Below are 21,045 nucleotides of genomic sequence, written 5' to 3'. Positions count from 1 at the left end.
AGTAATGCAACTATTCTTCCTCGTTGCTAGCTTCTTCAGTTACTTCTTCTGCTGCCTGTGCAGCAACTTCTTCCGCTTTTGCAGCAGCCTCAGCCTCAGCGGCTTCAGCTTCACGCTTAGCGTTTACTTCTTTTTCTGCAGCAATAGCTTTTGCTTTTGCATCAGCTTCTGCTTTTGCTAGAGAATCTTTCTTAGCAGTTACAGAACCTTCTTTTTCCTGAACCCAAGCATTGAATTTTTCCTCAGCTTGTTCTTCAGTTAAAGCTCCTTTTCTAACACCTCCTGCAAGGTGGTTTTTTAGCATTGCTCCTTTATAAGACAAAATAGCTCTAGCGGTATCAGTAGGTTGCGCTCCATTTTGTAACCATTTTACAGCACCATCTACATTTAAGTCAATTGTTGCTGGGTTAGTGTTTGGATTGTAAGTACCGATTTTTTCTAAAAATCTACCATCTCTTTTTGCTCTAGCATCAGCTGCTACGATCCAGTAAAAAGGTTTTCCTTTTTTACCGTGTCTCTGTAATCTAATTTTAACAGACATATGAATTAATTTTTGGGTACTCGACCCCGATTATAATTAAGTGCGCAAATGTAATCATTTTTAGCAAATTAGCTTCAAAATAATTAATCTTTAATTCTAACAGAAATTTACCTAATACTAGTCTTATTAAAAAACGAACTCTTAAAAGGAAATAAGTAACATAAATCAATAACCGTAAAAACTTACTTTTTGAACGTTAAATATTATTTTTTGTGTATTTCATCGGTATTATTTTGACATTAATCGTTTAAAAAAATGATTTTGTTTGCCAAAAAATTGTTTTATACAGATTTTCATGATATGTTTGCATAAGTAATTTTAGTTACAGTTAGCTGTATCTAGATTTTTTAAAGCCCCAAGCGTATGATTAAAAAAATTACTCCAATACTGGCAATTATATGCCTTTTTCTTAATTCTTGTACTACTGATATCGAGGTTAACACACCCGGTTTACAAGCTACTATTGACGGAAAATTATTTAGACCAGAGATCAAGAAAGCTATAATCCATGATGATGGCACATTAGTGATTGTAGGTAATACAGGTACTGAATCTATAAGTTTCACCACTTCATCAACAGACGTAGGAACCTATAGACTAGAACAACAAGCTATTAATACTGTAAGTTTTGAAGAAAATGACATAAAGTTTATTTCGGAGAATGGAATAAGTAACGGACAAATTGTAATAACAGAAATCTACAACAATCAAGTTTCTGGTAATTTCTATTTTGAAGACTTAAAAGGAACAAATGGTAAATCCGTAAGTTTTAGAAATGGATGGTTTTACAGATTACCAATTGAAAATTTTGTTCCCGAAGTACAAGAAGAAGAAGAGGAAGAAATTATCATAAATGTTGAAGAAGAGGAAGAGGAAGAAGATCCCGAAATAAATCCTTGTCTACTCAATGCTTCTTTAGTCGCTATGATTAATGGTAATGAAATGATTACTGATGATCACGATGCCATACCATTTGGAGTAAACAATCCTTCTATATTGATCAAAGCAAGTAATGAAAATGAAGAAATAACGATTGTTTTCCCTATTGACGTAACTGTTGGAGAGCATTCTTTAACTGGATCAGGCGCTTACAGTGCTACTTACAGTTTATACAATGATAAAGCATCAGCTGTCTCCGGAACATTGACAATAACTTCTCATGATACTGAAACAAAATGTATCAGTGGTAGTTTTGAATTCACCACTACAAGTGGAGTAGTTGTTACCGAGGGACGTTTTGAGTACGGATATTAATCACAACTCAACTATAATTCGAAAAGCGTTCACTAACCCAGTTAGTGAACGCTTTTTACTTACTACAAGTATTGGTATTTATTCAGCACCTTTTATGTTTTCTTCATCTTTAATAATATCACAAAGAATACTTCAGACATTAATAGTTAATAAATCTGAATAACTTTTAACCAATGTAACCTATCATTTTGGTTATTTTTGTGAATCACTTCCTTTGGAAGCTTGAACTTTCTCGAAACTGATCTTTTTATGTATTTAATTTTTGATACCGAAACCACAGGTTTACCTAAACGCTGGGATGCTCCTATAAGTGACACTGATAATTGGCCAAGGTGTATACAGATTGCTTGGCAATTACATGATGAAATGGGGAACTGTATCGAGCATCAAGATTATTTAGTAAAACCTGAAGGATTTAACATTCCTTATGACGCAGAAAAAATACATGGGATTTCCACTGCTCTAGCAGAACAAGATGGTATTACTCTAGAAGAAGTTTTAGAGAAATTTAATATCGCCTTATCAAAAACTAAATTCGTTGTAGGTCAAAATGTTGGCTTTGATGTTAATATTATGGGAGCTGAGTTTTACAGACTTGGTGTTGATAATGCACTACAAGAATTACCCGTTCTGGATACCTGTACAGAAACTACTGCTAGCTTATGTCAGATTCCCGGAGGACGTGGAGGAAAATTTAAACTTCCAACGTTAACAGAATTACATCAGTATTTATTTGGAACTGCATTTGGAGAAGCCCATAACGCAACAGCCGATGTAGAAGCCACTACTAGGTGTTTTCTGGAACTAATACGTAAACAAGTTTTTACTCAGGAAGAACTTGATGTACAACCTGATTATTTCCAAAACTTTAAAGAAATTAATAAAGAGCCTATTCAACTGATAGGTCTTAAACACATAAACCTAAAGAAAGCTTCACAAAAGATACAAGAAGCTCTGAATCAACAAGGAGGTTCTGATATTTCTCAACAAGAGATTAAAGACAATATTGCCGCTCTAGATTCTGTAAATTTCGCACATCTTCATAATCATACTCAATTTTCTGTTCTACAATCAACTACTAGTATTCCTGATTTAGTAAAAGAAACTGCCAAACATAAAATGACAGCAGTAGCGATGACAGATCATGCTAATATGATGGGAGCTTTTCATTTCGTTTCTGCTGTTACAAATCATAACAAAAGTGTAAAAGCAGCAAATAAAGAAGCTATAGAAAATGGTGAAGAACCTACAGGTGTAGAAATAAAACCAATCGTTGGTGTTGAATTCTTTGTTTGCGAAAATCATAAAGACAAAACCAGAAAAGATAACGGGTATCAAATAGTTTTACTTGCTAAAAACAAAAATGGATATCACAATTTAGCAAAAATGTCTTCTATAGGTTTTGTAGATGGATTCTACTATTTACCTAGAATTGACAAAGAAGTTATTAAACAATATAAAGAGGATATCATAGTACTTACTGGAAACCTCTATGGAGAAGTTCCTAGTAAAGTATTAAATATTGGTGAAAAACAAGCAGAAGAAGCTTTGCTGTGGTGGAAAGAAGAATTTGGAGATGACTTGTATATAGAGGTTATGCGCCATAATCAAGAGGATGAAAATCGTGTAAACCAAGTTCTGATAGATTTCTCCAAAAAACACAATATCAAAACCATTGCCTCTAACAATACTTATTATTGTGAAAAAGAAGATGCCAATGCTCACGATATTCTTTTATGTGTAAAGGATGGTGAAAAACAGGCTACGCCAATTGGTAGAGGAAGAGGATATCGTTACGGCTTACCAAATCAAGAATATTATTTTAAATCTTCTAAAGAGATGAAAAATTTATTCAAGGATCTTCCTGAAGCTATTGTTAACATACAAGAGGTCATTGATAAAATAGAACCTTTTGTACTAGCAAGAGATGTATTATTACCTGCATTTAATATTCCTGAAAAATTTCAATTTGAAGAAGATCTAGCCGACGGAGGTAAAAGAGGTGAAAATGCATACCTAAGGCATATCACCTATGAAGGCGCAAAAATACGCTATGGAGAAATCACCCCTTCTATTGATGAACGACTTGATTTTGAATTAAAAGTAATTGAAAAAACTGGATATCCAGGATATTTCTTGATTGTAGAAGACTTTATTCGTGCAGCTAGAGACATGGGAGTATCAGTTGGTCCTGGACGTGGATCCGCAGCAGGATCTGCAGTTGCCTATTGTTTATGGATTACCAATCTAGATCCTATTAAGTATGATTTACTTTTTGAGAGATTTTTAAATCCGGATCGTGTAAGTATGCCCGATATTGATATTGATTTTGATGATGAAGGACGTGGACGTGTTATGGATTATGTAATTGAAAAATACGGCGCCAATCAGGTAGCGCAGATCATTACATATGGTACCATGGCAGCTAAATCTTCTATTAGAGATACTGCTCGTGTACTTGATCTACCTCTTGGAGACTCAGATCGTATTGCCAAATTGATTCCTAACATGTCCAAACTAGGAAAAATATTTGGCGTAGATGAAGCTACGTTAAAGAAGAAATTTAGAAGTGACGAATTAGAAAAAGTAAATGAACTTCTGAAAATTGCAGAAGGTGATGATCTAGAAGCAGAAACCTTAAATCAAGCAAGAATACTAGAAGGTTCTGTGAGAAATACAGGGATCCATGCTTGTGGAGTAATTATTACTCCCGATGATATTACCAAGTTCGTTCCTGTGGCATTAGCTAAGGACTCGGATATGTACTGCACACAATTTGACAACTCTGTTGTAGAAGATGCAGGACTGCTAAAAATGGATTTCTTGGGATTAAAGACACTAACTTTAATCAAGGATACAGTTAAGATTGTAAAAGCTAAACACAATGTAGATCTTGATCCGGAGAATTTCCCATTGGATGATGAAGAAACATATGCATTGTTCCAGCGCGGAGAAACCGTTGGGGTTTTCCAATATGAATCTCCTGGAATGCAAAAATATATGAAGGAATTAAAACCTACTGTTTTTGCTGATCTTATTGCAATGAACGCATTATATCGTCCAGGTCCATTAGAATATATTCCTAGTTTTATTAATAGAAAGCACGGTACAGAAGAAATTATTTACGATTTAGAAGCCTGTGAAGAATACCTAAAAGAAACTTATGGAATTACAGTATATCAAGAGCAAGTAATGCTACTATCACAGAAGCTTGCGGATTTTACCAAAGGTGAAGCAGATGTACTTCGTAAAGCGATGGGTAAAAAGCAAAAAGCTGTTCTGGATAAAATGAAACCTAAATTCATTGAACAAGCTGCCGCCAAAGGTCATGCCGAAGAGAGTCTAGAAAAAATATGGAAAGATTGGGAAGCTTTTGCGGCCTATGCCTTTAACAAATCTCACTCTACCTGTTATGCATGGATTGCCTACCAGACAGCATACCTAAAAGCACACTATCCAGCAGAATATATGGCTGCTGTACTTTCTAATAACATGAACGATATCAAACAGGTTACTTTCTTTATGGAAGAATGTAAACGTATGAAATTAGAAGTACTAGGACCAGATGTTAATGAATCCTATCGAAAATTTTCTGTAAATAAAGATGGCGCCGTTAGATTTGGTATGGGTGCTATCAAAGGAGTTGGAACTGGTGCGGTAGCAACTATTGTGGAAAACAGAAAAGAAGACGGTCCTTACAAATCTATTTTTGATATGGCAAAACGTATAGATTTGCGTGCTGCCAATAAAAAAGCTTTTGAAAGTTTAGCACTAGCAGGTGGTTTTGATTCTTTTGTTGAAACACATAGAGGTCAATATTTCTTCCAAGAAGGAGATAATGTTACGTTCCTAGAAAAAGCAATGAAATATGGATCTAAGTATCAGGAAAATGAAAACTCTTCTCAAGTAAGTTTATTTGGTGAAGCCAGTGATGTTCAGATTCCTGAACCTGTAGTTCCTCCTTGCGAAGAATGGGGGACGATGGAAAAACTCGCTAGAGAAAAAGAAGTTGTTGGTATATATCTTTCCGGACATCCTTTGGATGATTTTAAATATGAAATGAAATATTTCTGTAATGGTAGTTTATTAAATTTTGCTGATTTAGAAAATAATCTAAATCGTGAAATCTCGTTTGGTGGGGTTATAACAGGTGTAGAACATCGTACATCAAAAAACGGAAAAGGTTGGGCGACATTTACTATCGAAGATTATAATACAGCACACGAGTTCAGAATTTTTGGAGAAGATTATTTGAAACATCGCCCTTTCTTGGTACAAAGCACCTTTGTATACGCCAAAGCTTTTATAAAAGAAGGTTGGGTAAATAGAGATACAGGTAAAAAAGGGGATCCGAGAATACAATTTAATAGTTTCCAATTATTACACGATGTCATGGAAACTTATGCCAGAAAATTGACTATACAACTGGACATTAATGATCTTTCTGACAAAAGAATAGATGGTTTAAAAGAATTATTAACGGAACATGCCGGAAACCATACTTTGAATTTTGTGATATTTGAAATGGCCGAAAAACTTAAATTACATATGCCAAGTCGAAAACAAAAGGTAAATATTTCTCAAGAATTATTAATGGCTCTGGAAAATGACTCAGTATATTATAAGTTGAATTAAGCAACATAAAAAACTTTATTTTTTCTATAATTCTTATAGTTAAAAACAATGACTTAACATGTTAGTTATCTAACACTTACAATTTATTTTATGTTCCTAAAAAAACATAAAAACAAGTTAATTATTTATTAAAAAAGCACTCTTTTTGAAATACCTCTTCTAGCTCAATTACGCACTAAAGTCTTTAAAATCAGTAATTTTTGAAATTAATCAAATTATAAAACAATCTTATTTGTTTTATTTTGAAATTTCCCTGTGTAAGTACAAAATATTGATATCGTCTCAACATATATATCAAATCTTAAAACCTTTGATACTTTTAAAACGATTGGCCGATTGTTTCTTTTTTTCAAATTTTTTAGAATATAACTTTTAAAACACAAAAAATGAAGAATTTTAAAACCACGCTTTTAAGTATTTTTGCTGCCTCATTACTCATAGCCTGTAGCACTGACGACAATATTATTGCAGAAGATCAATTAACAATAACTGAAACGGCAGAAGATGCTCTAGAAAAAGAAGCTCAATCCAAAGGCCTATTTCAATCATTTAGAGCTTTAAGAGAAGCTAAAGTGTTATTAAAAAGTATTCGTAGAGATGGAGGAGTCCCTTATAATGTATTTAATCCTGTACTTAGATTCACCTCTCCGCAAAATGTTTTTTTACCTAGTGTATTAGGTATTGATTATAGAATTGACAGATCTGTTGTACCAGCTGGACCTACAGCAAGGTTCCCTATGTTTAAAGGTTGGGAAACTTTACCCGATGGAAATCTCAGAGAAGCATATTATGTTATAACTGAATCATCTGATAAGTTGATGGCTAAAAAACTAGGAGTTATTTTTTCTCCAAGAATGGCTGCATCAGTAGGATCAGGAGGTGAGCAAAAAGGATACTTTACCCGAAGAGGAAGACTCGTTTTTGAAGGATCTGTAGATTTTTCGCCTAAAAGATCCTTAGTAGCTGGAGGAGCTGATGGTTTATTATTTGGTTTTCCACCAGCAGCGGCTAATCCTGGAGCGATAGCTGACTCTAAATGGTCTTCTTATGTAGTATTACCTAGCGGTGTAGTTATTAATGCTCAATTGGTAGCTAACAGCACAGGTATTCACGATAGAATTCCAAATCCAAATGGAAATAGCATTGAAGATCAAGACGACCTTGATAACCCAAACTTAGCTATCAATCAAGCCTCAGTGGTAATGCAACTTTTAGATGGATGGCAAGATGGGAAACCATATTATTTTCATATAGTTACTGATACATCTGATCCAGGACCAGCAGCAATAGAGCTAGGGGTTTTTGCTCCTAGATTGGCAAACCTTCCAACATTTGGGTTATTTCCTGGAGGCTCTATGTTACCTTTTAGCCCAACAGCAAATGGTAGAACCACAGACACAGATGGTTTTGGAGTACAAGGTTTAAATACTGCTTCTTTAAGTGATCAACAAGTACAGGACCCAACAAACACCTTCCCTATTGATCCTAGAGACGAAAGATATGCACCAATGTGGGATGCGCACGTTACAGAATTTACAGTGCCAGAAGAGAATCGTCCAATATTAAGAAGTTTTGATCAAGTAAATCAACTTTTAGAAGAAGGAATTTTAATCCCTTTCAGAGGAAATGCCAATCCTAATCCATTAGCAAATTCACTATCTGATTTACTAACGGCAACAGGAGCCATTATAAACTGCCCGGTAATTACGCAACCTGCAGCGAGTGTAATTGGAACTCAGATTGGATTGCCTCGTAATAATTAATCCAAAATTATATAAAGTGTAGAAAAGCTCAGAAGTATTATGAATTCTGAGCTTTTTTTTAAAATCATCCTCCAAACATCCCAGTTCTTGGCCTCATCTGATTACCAATTGCATCTTCGTCTGATGTATTTGACGAATTATTATTACCTCCTTTAATTGTTATAAGAGTTTCTCTTTTAATTTTATGAGTCTCTAAAATAGTCTTAATAGTTTTCATATCCGGATAATTAAATTATATCTATAAATATAAGAGAAAACAAAAACATAAAGCCGGCATCAAGTTGTTGAATCACAACTTAAGATACCGACTTTGCAAAAGGAGAATATTACTATTTATCGACAAGCTCTTACTTTTGCTTCAAGACCATCTCTATAAGATTCAAAGCAATCTTCATGATCATGGACATGACCACCAATATTATCGACTAATTTGCTCTCATAACCACTATCTCCAAACCTATCTCTTTCTACATGGTAAAATATATCATAGGCTCCATTTGGCGGAGTAATTGCTGTTTTAGCTCCGTCGGTTGTATTAAATTTCCAATCAATTTTATCATAAGAGACATCGTTAGTAAGATTGTTCTTATACTCTATCCCAACCCTAAAATTATCTGCCAAATTATTTGTAAATATTATCTGATTGTGTGTAACACCTACCTTAGTACAATTTAAAGCTACATAATTTGTTGAATATCCCATTTTTGCTAAACTATTATCTTTTAAGAATCGTATGGTATATGCAATAGGAACTCCTGGATTATTTCTACTGTATGTTGCATTTTCACCTTTTATGATGGTTTGCAGGTCTCCAAAATTTTGTGCAGACACCGCTTGAGAAGCTACTGCAGCATTTCCTCCTATAGTAACGGTAGTAATATTAGATTCATTCAAGATTTCTTTATACTTTGCTTCTAAAGTTCCAGAAGCACTGGTTACACCACTAGCATAGTTAAAAGCACCTGTTAATTGAGCCTCTGTTGCTTCTGCCGTAGTCTCCATTCTAAACATAATAATCCTACCGTAATTTACCGAATGTACATATGCTGGTGGTGTACCAGAATTAAATGCATTCTCAACTTGTGCTAATGATACATCCGCTCCAAATACAGCTGCCGGATTACTTGGTGTATCCATCGTTATTGTATAAAAAACTTGCTTAAATACCATGATAGCTACTCTTCTGGTCGAAGTGGTTTCATAATTAAATTGCGCAGATACATCCCCAGTCGCCCATTCTGTATTCATACCTACTTCTAAGCTCATTTGTTTAGAGCTATAAGAAGTACTTGCAGCATAAGAAGAATTAGATGGGTTCGTGTATCCTTCATCATAGGCATTGGCATTCCAATATTCTAATGCTTCATCAATTTTAGCTTGTACATTAGAATTTATTGGATCTTCTACTCTAATGTTTCCTGCTTCACCAATACCTGGCAGATCTAAACGGATTGTCATTGGTGCCCTACCCAAGGTAAATGCTTCTGGCAAACCATCTCTCATAGATTCATTTCCAACCACTAATGCTCCTGGCCAAATGATTCCTCTAGTTGGTCTTAGAATTGCCACATCCTCAAAATTCGCTTTAAGATTATAATCTACACGAACACAGGTTGTTTTTTCGCCTTCTAAAGTGGTTACATCAGTAGTTGTTTCACCTGGCGTTTTCAATAATGCTTCTCCACCAGTTTCTTCAACACCCAATAACTGATTAGCATCATATTCAAGATTATTTATAAAATCATTAATAGTATTCGCTTCGGGATTAGTAGATTCTCCTGGAATAGGATCTTCATCCTTACTACATGAACTGCAAGCAATACAAGAACATATTAAGCTAATTAATATAAACGCTTGGGGCATTTTTAAAATTGAAGTTTTCATGATTTATGTTTTTTCGATTCAACGTGTCAAAACTATTTGAAAACTCACCTTTTGCCTAATTTTCAGTATGGACAAAGTATGGACAGTTATTAAAAATCAATGAATTACATAAATTCATTGTCTTTCGTTTTATTGTAAGTTCATGTTGTACATTTCTTAGTGTTTTCAGCAATTTACACAATTTTAAGTAGGGGAAAAATTCATTGTAAAAAGAGGTTTTCTTATAAAAAAGCTTATTTGCAAAATGGACAAACTCTTATAATTACAGTATTTATTACCTAACTTAGATGAAAACTAAATGATCCTCTTTTATGAAGTTTTCTGCTTTTATTCTGCTCATATTTCTTTTTAGTCTTCAAAACATATACAGCCAAAATCAAAAGGTGATCGACAGTATGATAAGAGTCTATGACTCTCTTCCTGACAATTATGAAAAAGTAATGACATCTGCCAGATTATATTATGCAGAAGTATATACCAACCCTCAAAAAGGAGAAAAGCACGCAAGAAATTCAATTCGGATATCTCAAAAAATTGATTACACATCAGGAGTGACTGTAGGCCATTTTCATATAGGTGTATATTTTTATCTGGTTCGCGACTTAGATTCTGCAAAGTTCTATTATAACAAAACATTAGATCTTGCCCAAACATCACAAGACCGAGTTATGATCTCGAAGGCGTATTCTGAATTAGCACAGATTGCACAGGATGAAGGAAGTTTTGAAAAGGCACTACAATTAAGGGATTTTGGTAATCAAGAATTTAAAGAAGCTAACGATTATCTAAATTATGGAATTGGAATTGGCAGTAAAGCAATGATTTACAACGATAAAGGTGATTTTAAAAAAGCTGTAGAACAAAGTTTATTGGCCTTAAGAATTTTAGACACAATAGATAGAGAACCTTATCGGAAAGCTGATATCAATTCTCAGATTGGAAATATTGAAGCTCGACGCAATAATTTACACCAAGCTATAAAATACTATAATGATGCTTTAAATATATATATAGAAACAAATGACAATATCTATATAAGCAATACATATATTAAAATAGGTGAGTCCTACCAAAGTCTTAAAAATTATAAAGAAGCAAAAAAAAATATCAGCTTAGGATTGGAAATAGCTAAAAAATATGACATCAAAGACAATATAATGAATGCATTCTCCGGACTTGGAGAAATTTATACAAAAGAAAAAAAATATGAAAAAGCAGTGGAATATCTAAACAAAAGTCTAGAAATGAGTACTGAAAATGATTTTTTGAATCATATTTCTATCCTTAATACTATGGGATATGTGCTAACTCAAAAAGGAGAAGAAAAAAAAGCATTGCAATACTTGCAGACATCTATTAGAAAAGCAGATTCTTTGGGAGCTATTTTTCAATTAAAAAATGCTTTTCAGCAAAGAGCCGCCACGTTTGAATCTTTAAAAGAGTATCAAAAAGCCTTATCAGATACAAAAGAGTTTACTCGAATTGCGGACAGCCTCGATAATGTTACCAAATCAAAACAGATTGAAGAACTTAAAATAACTTACGAAACAGAAAAAAAAGAAGCTGCCATAGCTCTTCAAGAAAAAGAGATTGAGAATTTAAATAAAGAGGTAGAAATCAGCAACCTTAGAAAAGGTCTATATGCCGGAGGAATGATCTCGTTTATTGCAGTATCTGGGTTATTATTCTTCGGATTCAAACAACGTATAAAAAAGAACAAAATAGAACGTGAAAAACAAGAAGAAATATACAAACAAGAAATCGAATTCAAAAAGAAAGAACTGACTTCTCAAACATTGCATTTAGTCCAAAAGAATAGTTTTATACAAGAATTAAAGGAAAATCTAGAACGTATTAAAGATTCTCCAGAACTTTTTAAAATAGAATTCAGACGTTTGGTATTATTACTAAAAAAGGAAAGTGCAGAAGATAAAGACTGGGAAGTATTTAAATCTTACTTTGCTGATGTTCATAATAACTTCGACAATAAACTTAAATCAATCTATAGTGAAATCTCTGAAAAAGAAATACGACTAGCTTCTTTTTTACGAATGAATCTTACTACCAAAGAAATAGCAACTATGCTAAATGTATTACCTGATAGTGTTCTGAAATCTAAGTACCGATTAAAAAAGAAATTGAATCTTGATAAGGAAACAGATTTGTATCAATTCTTAAATACTTTATAAACTCTTCTGTTTTTAAATTATCCTATCTTGTGAAAAGAATAGCACATCATAATACATGCAAAAGAATAGGTTTTACATTATAAGTATTGGTATTATTACTCTTGGTATCATATTCTATTTTACTTTTTATCAAGAAAAACTAAACAGTACAAGCGAATATATTGCTATTACCCCTATAGCAACTCATACAAATGGAATGGAGTTTATTAGTTCTTCAACCTGTGTTGAGTGTCATCAACAAATCATAGAAGATCATTATAAAACTCCACATTTTAATTCATTCCAACCTGCAAGCAAAAACATTATCAAAGGTAGTTTTGAGGAAAACAAAAATACTTTAAACTTAAATGACAAGACCATTTTTAATTTCATAGAAAAGGACTCAGGGTTTTACCAGGAACCCATAATTAATAATCAGAACACCCCTTTTTACTCAGCCAAAATGGATATTGTAATAGGTTCAGGTACTAAAGGACAATCCTTTTTAATGTGGAATGCTAATAACTTATTCCAGCTGCAAGCTTCTTATTTCACTCCTACTGACAGTTGGATTAATAGTCCAGGTGCTCCTGATCAATTAGCTCCTGCCAGACCTGTATTAGAACGTTGTCTAGAATGTCATACCACCTACGCCCAGAATATCTCAGGAAACAAAAACAGTAATCAATTTCATAGAAAAAATCTAGTATACGGAATAGATTGTCAACGTTGTCACGGACCTGTAAAAGATCATGTAATATATCACAAACAAAACCCACAGGATAAAGTGGCTAAACATATTATAAAATACAGTTCTTTATCGCGTCAACAACGATTAGATGCGTGTGCTTTATGTCATTCTGGTTTAAGGACAGAAACAACAGAGCGTGCTTTTTCTTTCATGGTAGGAGACACATTAAAAAAGTTTTCATTCCCTGACTACGATGAATCAAGTCTTTCAGAACTGGACGTTCACGGAAATCAATATGGTTTATTAAAAGCCAGTAAATGTTTCACAAAAAGTGTCGCTCTTGATTGTACAACTTGTCATAATCCACATAAACAAGAAAGAGGAAATTTTGCTTCGTTTAACCAAAAATGTATGGATTGTCACACAACTTTGCAAAAACCTATTGGCTGTTCAGGCGATAAAAATAGAATTGAGAAAATGGACAATAATTGCATACAATGTCATATGCCGTTGGTAAAAAGCAAAACTATGAAGATACAGATTTCAAAAAATGAAGAAATTTCTGTTGATGTTAGAACACATCTTATAGGCATCTATAACCTGAAGAATAATTAACCAGTAAATAAAATAATAAAAACAATTATTCTAAGTCAGAACAATTTAATAGTATATTTGGGTATCAGCAAATTCAATACCCCTATAGTCAAAACTAATATTATGACTGTAAGCTTTGGGAGAATTATTGACTAATTTTGTGAAATTAAAAATGAATAAAAATTTAAATAATAAATAACTATGGCATTAGAAATAACAGATGCTACTTTTGATGAAGTAGTACTTAAGAGTGATAAACCAGTATTAGTTGATTTTTGGGCAGCATGGTGTGGCCCTTGTAGAATGGTAGGTCCTATCATCGAACAAATCAGTGAAGAGTATGATGGAAAAGCAGTAGTAGGTAAAGTAGATGTAGATGCAAATCAAGAATTTGCGGCAAAATATGGAGTAAGAAATATCCCTACTGTATTAGTTTTTCAAAATGGAGAAGTAGTTGGTCGCCAAGTAGGTGTTTCTCCTAAAAACGTATATGCCGAAGCTTTAGATTCTTTAATCTAATAAAGTATATTTTTTCATATAGAGAAAGCCACATAGACATGTGGCTTTTTTGATTTTAGATTATTAAATAATGAATCTATTTTTCGTTATTGTACTGGAAGCGATACGTGGAAATTTAATAATAACACCATTAATCAGAATATACATCAAAATTGTTTGATTATATGAAAACTGTATAAATTCTCTTACTTAGGTAGATGACTGTAACCATTAATTCGCGCTATATTTAATTACATTCGCTTTTGTTTCTCAAATCAAACATTAGCAACCCCAAACAATAATCCATTTGTTTTCTTGCTTCTGTTAGTGAAAAACTATGTACTCTAATACAAAACCTGTTAGTATAATCAGAACTTGTCATAAGAAAGGGAACAATCTCATCACATATATTAAATGCTCCATTAAGAATCTTTAATTCCTCTATCATATATTAAATCGCATCCTTCCTTGTTCTTCTTTAAATAAATCGATTTGTGGAAGATCTTAAAAATTACAAATCCCGTTTCCATAAGAAACCTTATGATCTCCACGAATAGGAATCAAATCTGATTGTAATCGACCACCCGTTCGATTAAGAAGCTCATAAATAACAATGTTTTTCATTTATACTCAGTATTGTTAATCAATTGATATGCAATATAAAGACCAGAAATAATTACAATATCAACATCTTCGCGATCTGAAATTTCATTAAATTTTAGTTAGACCTGTTATTTAGAATTTAAAAAAATATAAGGAGGTGTTTCCTCAAATCTCCATCATTATTTCAAACAATAAAAAGCGTAAAAACCCCTGTTTTTAAAACTAAACACAAATTAAAAACAATAAAACAGGGGTTTTTACCTATACTAAAAATTCCCCTAATTATATAGCTTTGAGAAGCAAGGCTTAACTAAAATACAACTCACTATTATGTCTGGTAAAAAGAAAATAAAATCTCAATATGAACAGGTAAAAGAAATCCTTAATTTATTACAAGGAAAAACAGTTCCTAGTTATCAAGGGTTACATGCTTTTTGGTTAGATCCAGAAACTTTTATGACGGCCTCCTTATATGGACAACGATTAATTGCGCCTAAAGCTGGTAATGACTCTAATCAAGATCCTAATGAATGTTGTGGAACTAAGAGTTCATCATCCTCATCAATCTCATCAAAACAACCTGCTAATAATAATACTGGATGCTGTGGATCAAAAGAAAAGGCCTCCGATACAGCTTCATTACAACCAGCCGTAACTGCTGTGCAACAGCCGCCTACATTAGAATCGATAGGAGATTGCTGGCCATCAGGAGGTTCTGGTGGCGGTGGCAATAATCCTACTAAAAAACGAAGTGATAATTCTGCAATTATTATAGGACTTAAAGGTCAATATCCATTTGATGATAGTATTTTCCCAAAACTATTATGGGATGCAGATGCCTCTGCTTCAACGGATCAAATACAGACCATTGCTAACTGGATAGATGCTGATTGTCCCTTAACTCTAGAGGAAGAAAAAAATAATCAATCAGAAATACTAAGGGCCTCTACTACCAATAATCATGTAGCACTTGCTAAAGGAGAATTACTCCATCAAGTATCCACCAATAAAACCAATAAGGATCATCGAGATAATAAAGGGTTAACTATCAGAAAAGAAGTAAGCTCGCTAACTTCTGAAGAACTAAAAACGTTTAGAGAAGCGCTGAACTGTATGTTTCAATATACGGATTATTGGCAAGATGAAAGAAGTTTTGACTATTGGGCAAGGATTCATACAGATTCTTGTCAGCATGGATGGGAGCAATTTACCACTTGGCATCGATTATATTTATATTTTTTCGAGCAGAAACTACAAGATTATGACCCGAATATTGCTTTGCCATATTGGTCATGGACTGACTATGCAGATCAGAACAAAAATACCTTTAACAATAAGGAATATGATCTAGGAATACTGCCAGAAGCCTATGGTTGTTACCTTACCGAAAAAGGATTAAACAAATTAAAAGATCAAAAAAATTCTGAAGGTAAATCCATACTAAATAAAAAAGAAGTTTCTGCATTAGAAAAAATTGTAAAAAAAGGTACCATATACAATTCTGGTCTACGTTTTTTAAAAGCTGCCAGAATCCCTTATGAAATTATCAATGTAAATAATGTAGCTGTATGGTCAGACAAAATAAGAATCATTTACGACACTTTAAAAGAAACTAATCCATTATGGTTCCCGAATCGATGGCCAGGATCTATGGGACCTCTTTCTCAATACCCAACAAAAGATGACATCAATTTACTTCTTTCATTGGATAACTTTGGTGATTTTGGAGGAGGACCATCATACGATCATCATTATGGATCTTTGGAAAAAGTACATAATGGTATGCATAACTTCTCTGGTGGCACTAATCCTACTTACCCAGATAATAGTGATGAATGGAAAAAAATATACCAAAAGTTAAAGCTAACTCCTGATCCTCAAAGCAAGGAAAATCCAATATATGGATGGATGACAGACAATAGAATAACTGCTTTTGATCCGTTGTTTTGGGCACATCATTCTAATGTTGATCGATTATGGGCTAGATGGCAGGAATTACATACTGGAACTCCTCAGGAAATGAATGCGGTTCTAGCACCGTGGTCTATGACAGTTCAGGATACTATGAGTATTCAAAAACTAGGATATACCTATATGAAAGATTCTGTCTTTTATAATGTATCAAGTAAAGTAGGATTAATAAAATTTAATAGCGCACCGACTAAAGTTTCTTCAAATACATTAGATACGCATCGCAAAGCAGAAATTAAAATTCATAGAGTACAACGAGGAAATCTACAAAATGCTCATATCAGAGTATTCTTAAACTCACCTAAGGCTACTATCGACACTCCTACTAATGGGAATGAACACTTTGTAGAAGAAATTTCTACGTTTCACGGAAGCTGTTATGGAGGTCCAGGACATTGTAATTTACCTCTGGACAAAACAAGGCAATTTGATTATAGACAACTACACCACCATGAACCCAGAAACTATAAAATTAATGCTACCGATGCTGTACAACGCGTCTTAAACAATGGCGATAAAGATATTACAATACAACTAGTGATCTTAGGTATTGATGGAAAACAGATTGATAATGCGGTATATATCGATGGTGTATCCTTAAACTTCATGGACTAAATAAAAGCAACATATAATGGACAACACATATACTACTTTTAAAATTCATCCAAGTATTGGAATTGCAAGACTTGGTAATACAGAGGATGACTTCTACCTTACTCCAGAGCAACCTGGGACATTACCTATTGCCTGTGATGAAATGGGAAGAGAACAAAAAGACTCAAAAGGAAATCCGATAAGAGTAAGCTCTTTTAAAGACAGTAGTGATCTTTCTAAAATTAAAAAACAAGCAGCAAGGTTTAGAGTATTTGCTTATAAAAGCGAAAAAGATACTCAAGGAGAAGAAATTAAAATAGGAGGAACTTATGATTTTGTATATCAAACTGCTGTAACAGCTCCTCGGATAGTCCAAGGAAAAGTAACCGACATTGATTGGACAGTACATTTAGCTAACAAAAAAGCTTCTTGGTATGAGTTTCAAGAAACAAATGGACAGCAAGGATATGCACCTAATCATCCTCTTAGAAATCCTGAAGTTACGCAACCAGACTTAAGAAGACAACTGATTATTGATCCAGGACCACTAACAGTAAACCTTAAAAATAATAAAGGTGCTTTTGCCAAATTCGGTTCAGAAAGTAAAAAAATGGATATTAGTAAATATAAAAAAGTATCATATCCACAAACTTTTCCTCCTTCGGATATACAACCAAATTCTATAGAAACATTAGGTAGTTTATTAGTGAATGAGCAAGAAAAAAACATCCGATTGATTGTATTAGGAGGAAATGGAAATTCCGGTTCCACAAAAACTCCTGTTATAGAAAGTTTTGTTAATAACAATGGCTGGTTTGATGATATTTCAGATGGACCTGTGACTGCAAAAATCGAGTACACCTTCACAGATATTACTTATGAAGGTGATAAAGAAATAAAAACCAAAACTACTGGAACTATGGACGTACAGGTTCCTGCTTGGGTTGTGGTTGGTTATCCACGATATGTTCCTGAAATGGAAGATATGATCACAATGGACGAAAAGATGTATGATCTTTTTGTTCGTAAAATGGCATATGATCCACAAGTCTTCGGAGTACCTCCATTCACCAAAGAAAACAATAACCCACAAACTCCAGAAGAGCTAGACATCTGGAGAAACGAAGCCCGATACAACCCAGATTATTATCCAAAATTTTACAAAGAATTATGGCCTCAATTACGAAGGCCTGATGACTTCAAATACACTTTTGTTTTTGATTTTTTTGGAGGTGGAGACCCACATAATAGAGGAACTGGAGGAAATTTAAATTATGAAACACTTTCTATTCCTCCAGAAAATGGAAAAGATCCTTATTACAGATTAAGGCAATTTATTTTAGGGATTATGAGGCAAACCGATCAACTAAACGACTATGAAGTGGAAGGCAATTATAATTCTACTTCAAACAAACCACGTTTAATGCCAATGCTTTGTGGTGATAATCCACTTAGTAATACTGCTCCTCAAAAGTTTCTATCCATGACAGAAACACAATTATTCTTTTTAAAACAATGGGCTAGCGGAAAATTTGTAAATGAATGTGTTGAGTGGGGAGAAAATAATAAAAAATGCACCAATCCTTGGTCTAGTCCGCCTAAAACTGGGATTGGAATTGACAGAGGTGTACTGAGTAATGTTTTAGGCGGTGCTTTTTGTCCAGGAGGAGAACTCTCTTGGATTGTAGATAATCCTGCCATCTACAGTGAACCGTATAGAATCAAACACGCTACATATATAGCAGGAGGACTAAGCCTTCCTCAACCTATTGCCAATCAAGATGGCAGTGCAGCTCCAAACCTTTCTAAAGGTCTAGAACCAGGGGATCTTACCAAATATATAGGAATTCCTTGGCAAGCAGATTTTCATGAATGTACATTTCAGAATATAAATACCACCTATGAAAAATGGAATACTATTTATCCTGAATCCGTTGGAGATCCGGTAGAACAGCAAATAGCGTATAACATTCCTTGGTGGCCTGCTCACAGGCCTATTGTAGTGCCTGAATCCCTAAATGGTTCACAGGTTTATTGGGCATCTGGAATCCCTAATAACAATGCTGGAGATTTACAAATGGTTCAAGCCTGGAAAGACCTAGGGTTTTTAATAACTGAAGGAACCGGAATTACAAGACAATTTTATCAGATAGAACGTAATAATGAAGCTTTAGGAGAACCTGTAAAACCAGGAGATCGTGTATTAGGGCAAAGTTTTGGAGAATCTAATAAGGAAAATAACAGAAATTAAGACATTATGAACACACCAATTAATTCAGTTCCTGAAATCCTAACCGGAACATGGACGTATCGAAGTTTTCTAAGCAATCCTGATCTAGATGCAGATTTTGATTCTTTAGAATTTGGAAGAGGAAATATTAAAATAAACGAAGCGCCTATGCAGACCTTAGATGGTTTAATATACGGTCCTGGATGGGAACTTAAACTAACAGGTAGTATTGGATATGGAAATCCTTTTACACTTCAGTTTCAAGGAAAAGGAATTGTAGGTGGTGCCGAATGGATCTATAATTATTTGGGATACTATTTACCAAATTGGATGAACGGTATAGATCAGCGACCAGCTATTGTTGGATCAATTGTTAGAGAAATACCACATCCAACGGGACCAAACGGAAAATCAACAGCTCCAGCTGGAGTAGTTGCTCAATGGATCGCTGTAAAACAAGATCCAAGTTAATGAATAACGACGCTATCACATATGATGTAATTATAATCGGCGCAGGTGTTGCTGGATGTGCTACCGCTATTTCTTTAAAAAATGAAGCTCCACACCTAAACATTGCAATTATCGAGCGTGCTTCTGAACTAAAAACTGAAGACCCAACCTCCTATAGAATAGGAGAAACATTACCGCCACACGCATCTCAACAATTACAAAATTTAGGCATATGGAAATCCTTTTTAAAATGTAATTTCATCAATGCATACGGAACTTCTGCAGCTTGGGGTTCTTCAGAATTATATCATAATGAATATATATATTCTCCTTATGGATATGGATGGCATTTAGATAGGATAGTTTTTGATCAATTTATGATTAAAGAAACTAAAAAAAAAGGAGTCTTTACCTATTTCGAGACAAGCGTAATATCTTCAGAAAAGACCTCAAACTATTGGCACCTACAAATTAACACTAAGAAAAGACAAACTGCCATAAAATGCAGCTTCGTAATTGACGCCACAGGAAAAAAAGCTGCTTTTTCTTGCCTTCAAAAAACTTTCAAAATAAAGGAAGATCAAATGGTTGGGATTTATCGCTTTTACGATATTTCTAATCAAAATGAAAATAAATCTAGGTTAGGAAATGGAACTTGCGTAGAATCTGATCCATACGGTTGGTGGTACAGCGCTACTTTACCAAATAAAACACTTGTAATTGGATACATGACAGATACTGACATTGCCAATGAAATGCAATTAAAAAAAACAACTGTTTTTAACGAACTGCTTTATAATTCCTGTTACACCTATTCTAGAACACTCAAAACAAAAAAACTTTCGGAACCTAGAGTGGTCGCAGCACACACACAATATTTAAGTTCTGTAGTAGGCAACTCTTGGCTAGCAGTAGGTGATGCAGCATCTAGTTATGACCCTATTTCATCTTTAGGAATTTTTAAATCTTTAGCTATGAGTCAATTTGCTGCCTACGCAACTTTAGATGATTTAAAAGGTAACCGATCTGGATTACATAAATATCAACAAATCATAACAAATGATTATCTAGGATACCAAAAAAAGATACAAGAATATTATAACCAGGAAAGTCGATTTACCTCATCTCCTTTTTGGAAAAGAAGACACACAAACATCAACTATAACTAA

Annotated in this window: 13 protein-coding genes; 10 read left to right on the top strand and 3 right to left on the bottom strand. The window is 33.9% G+C overall.

The genetic code is table 11. The features are described 5' to 3' along the window. Positions 1 to 10: 10 nt before the first annotated feature. Complete coding sequence (locus tag H526_RS0121345; RefSeq protein WP_027394899.1) at positions 11 to 541, bottom strand: 30S ribosomal protein S16; 531 nt, start codon at positions 539 to 541, stop codon at positions 11 to 13. 363 nt (positions 542 to 904) lie between these two features. Between H526_RS0121345 and H526_RS0121340 the strand changes: the two genes are divergently transcribed. The 3 genes from H526_RS0121340 (at position 905) to H526_RS29765 (ending at position 8,193) form a co-directional block, all read left to right on the top strand. Next, on the top strand, positions 905 to 1,795 hold the full coding sequence (locus H526_RS0121340; RefSeq protein ID WP_027394898.1) for a DUF6252 domain-containing protein: 891 nt from the start codon (positions 905 to 907) through the stop codon (positions 1,793 to 1,795). Positions 1,796 to 2,044: 249 nt separating this feature from the next. Then, on the top strand, positions 2,045 to 6,430 hold the full coding sequence (gene dnaE / locus H526_RS0121335) for a DNA polymerase III subunit alpha (RefSeq protein ID WP_027394897.1): 4,386 nt from the start codon (positions 2,045 to 2,047) through the stop codon (positions 6,428 to 6,430). A 386-nt stretch (positions 6,431 to 6,816) separates the two neighbouring features. Then, the gene (locus H526_RS29765; protein ID WP_051336266.1) at positions 6,817 to 8,193 is read left to right on the top strand and encodes a hypothetical protein; all 1,377 of its coding nucleotides are present in this window, start codon (positions 6,817 to 6,819) and stop codon (positions 8,191 to 8,193) included. Between the two features lie 64 nt (positions 8,194 to 8,257). Here H526_RS29765 and H526_RS31905 read toward each other — a convergent pair whose 3' ends face one another. Together H526_RS31905 and H526_RS0121320 are read right to left on the bottom strand one after the other, a co-directional pair. Further along, the gene (locus H526_RS31905) at positions 8,258 to 8,410 is read right to left on the bottom strand and encodes a hypothetical protein (RefSeq protein WP_155839741.1); all 153 of its coding nucleotides are present in this window, start codon (positions 8,408 to 8,410) and stop codon (positions 8,258 to 8,260) included. A 116-nt stretch (positions 8,411 to 8,526) separates the two neighbouring features. Continuing rightward, positions 8,527 to 10,077 (bottom strand): thiol-activated cytolysin family protein, encoded by a 1,551-nt coding sequence (locus tag H526_RS0121320; RefSeq protein ID WP_027394896.1) that lies wholly within the window; start codon positions 10,075 to 10,077, stop codon positions 8,527 to 8,529. 395 nt (positions 10,078 to 10,472) lie between these two features. Between H526_RS0121320 and H526_RS29760 the strand changes: the two genes are divergently transcribed. The 7 genes from H526_RS29760 (at position 10,473) to H526_RS0121285 (ending at position 21,045) form a co-directional block, all read left to right on the top strand. Further along, positions 10,473 to 12,266, top strand: coding sequence for a tetratricopeptide repeat protein (locus H526_RS29760; RefSeq protein WP_051336265.1), 1,794 nt, complete (start codon positions 10,473 to 10,475; stop codon positions 12,264 to 12,266). A gap of 55 nt (positions 12,267 to 12,321) precedes the next feature. Further along, positions 12,322 to 13,551 carry a cytochrome c3 family protein gene (locus H526_RS0121310; protein WP_027394895.1) on the top strand — a complete coding sequence of 410 codons (1,230 nt, stop codon included), beginning with the start codon at positions 12,322 to 12,324 and terminating at the stop codon, positions 13,549 to 13,551. 180 nt (positions 13,552 to 13,731) lie between these two features. Then, complete coding sequence (gene trxA, locus H526_RS0121305; RefSeq protein ID WP_027394894.1) at positions 13,732 to 14,049, top strand: thioredoxin; 318 nt, start codon at positions 13,732 to 13,734, stop codon at positions 14,047 to 14,049. Positions 14,050 to 14,961: 912 nt separating this feature from the next. Continuing rightward, on the top strand, positions 14,962 to 17,217 hold the full coding sequence (locus H526_RS0121300) for a tyrosinase family protein (RefSeq protein WP_027394893.1): 2,256 nt from the start codon (positions 14,962 to 14,964) through the stop codon (positions 17,215 to 17,217). Positions 17,218 to 17,233: 16 nt separating this feature from the next. Next, positions 17,234 to 19,447, top strand: coding sequence for a LodA/GoxA family CTQ-dependent oxidase (locus tag H526_RS0121295; protein WP_027394892.1), 2,214 nt, complete (start codon positions 17,234 to 17,236; stop codon positions 19,445 to 19,447). Between the two features lie 6 nt (positions 19,448 to 19,453). Then, complete coding sequence (locus tag H526_RS0121290) at positions 19,454 to 19,897, top strand: hypothetical protein (protein WP_051336264.1); 444 nt, start codon at positions 19,454 to 19,456, stop codon at positions 19,895 to 19,897. Next, on the top strand, positions 19,897 to 21,045 hold the full coding sequence (locus H526_RS0121285) for an NAD(P)/FAD-dependent oxidoreductase (protein ID WP_027394890.1): 1,149 nt from the start codon (positions 19,897 to 19,899) through the stop codon (positions 21,043 to 21,045). The genes H526_RS0121290 and H526_RS0121285 overlap by 1 nt, the downstream gene beginning before the upstream one ends.

It is taken from the genome of Aquimarina latercula DSM 2041 (assembly GCF_000430645.1).
GTDB classification, from domain to species: domain Bacteria; phylum Bacteroidota; class Bacteroidia; order Flavobacteriales; family Flavobacteriaceae; genus Aquimarina; species Aquimarina latercula.
This window is presented reverse-complemented; position numbering and strand designations above follow the sequence as displayed.

Coding starts and splice junctions, on each gene's coding strand:
- H526_RS29765 (WP_051336266.1), top strand. CDS start 6,817: ATGAAGAATTTTAAAACCACGCTTTTAAGTATTTTTGCTGCCTCATTA.
- dnaE (WP_027394897.1), top strand. CDS start 2,045: ATGTATTTAATTTTTGATACCGAAACCACAGGTTTACCTAAACGCTGG.
- H526_RS31905 (WP_155839741.1), bottom strand. CDS start 8,410: ATGAAAACTATTAAGACTATTTTAGAGACTCATAAAATTAAAAGAGAA.
- H526_RS0121340 (WP_027394898.1), top strand. CDS start 905: ATGATTAAAAAAATTACTCCAATACTGGCAATTATATGCCTTTTTCTT.
- H526_RS0121285 (WP_027394890.1), top strand. CDS start 19,897: ATGAATAACGACGCTATCACATATGATGTAATTATAATCGGCGCAGGT.
- H526_RS0121300 (WP_027394893.1), top strand. CDS start 14,962: ATGTCTGGTAAAAAGAAAATAAAATCTCAATATGAACAGGTAAAAGAA.
- H526_RS0121290 (WP_051336264.1), top strand. CDS start 19,454: ATGAACACACCAATTAATTCAGTTCCTGAAATCCTAACCGGAACATGG.
- trxA (WP_027394894.1), top strand. CDS start 13,732: ATGGCATTAGAAATAACAGATGCTACTTTTGATGAAGTAGTACTTAAG.
- H526_RS0121320 (WP_027394896.1), bottom strand. CDS start 10,077: ATGAAAACTTCAATTTTAAAAATGCCCCAAGCGTTTATATTAATTAGC.
- H526_RS0121345 (WP_027394899.1), bottom strand. CDS start 541: ATGTCTGTTAAAATTAGATTACAGAGACACGGTAAAAAAGGAAAACCT.
- H526_RS0121295 (WP_027394892.1), top strand. CDS start 17,234: ATGGACAACACATATACTACTTTTAAAATTCATCCAAGTATTGGAATT.
- H526_RS0121310 (WP_027394895.1), top strand. CDS start 12,322: ATGCAAAAGAATAGGTTTTACATTATAAGTATTGGTATTATTACTCTT.
- H526_RS29760 (WP_051336265.1), top strand. CDS start 10,473: ATGATAAGAGTCTATGACTCTCTTCCTGACAATTATGAAAAAGTAATG.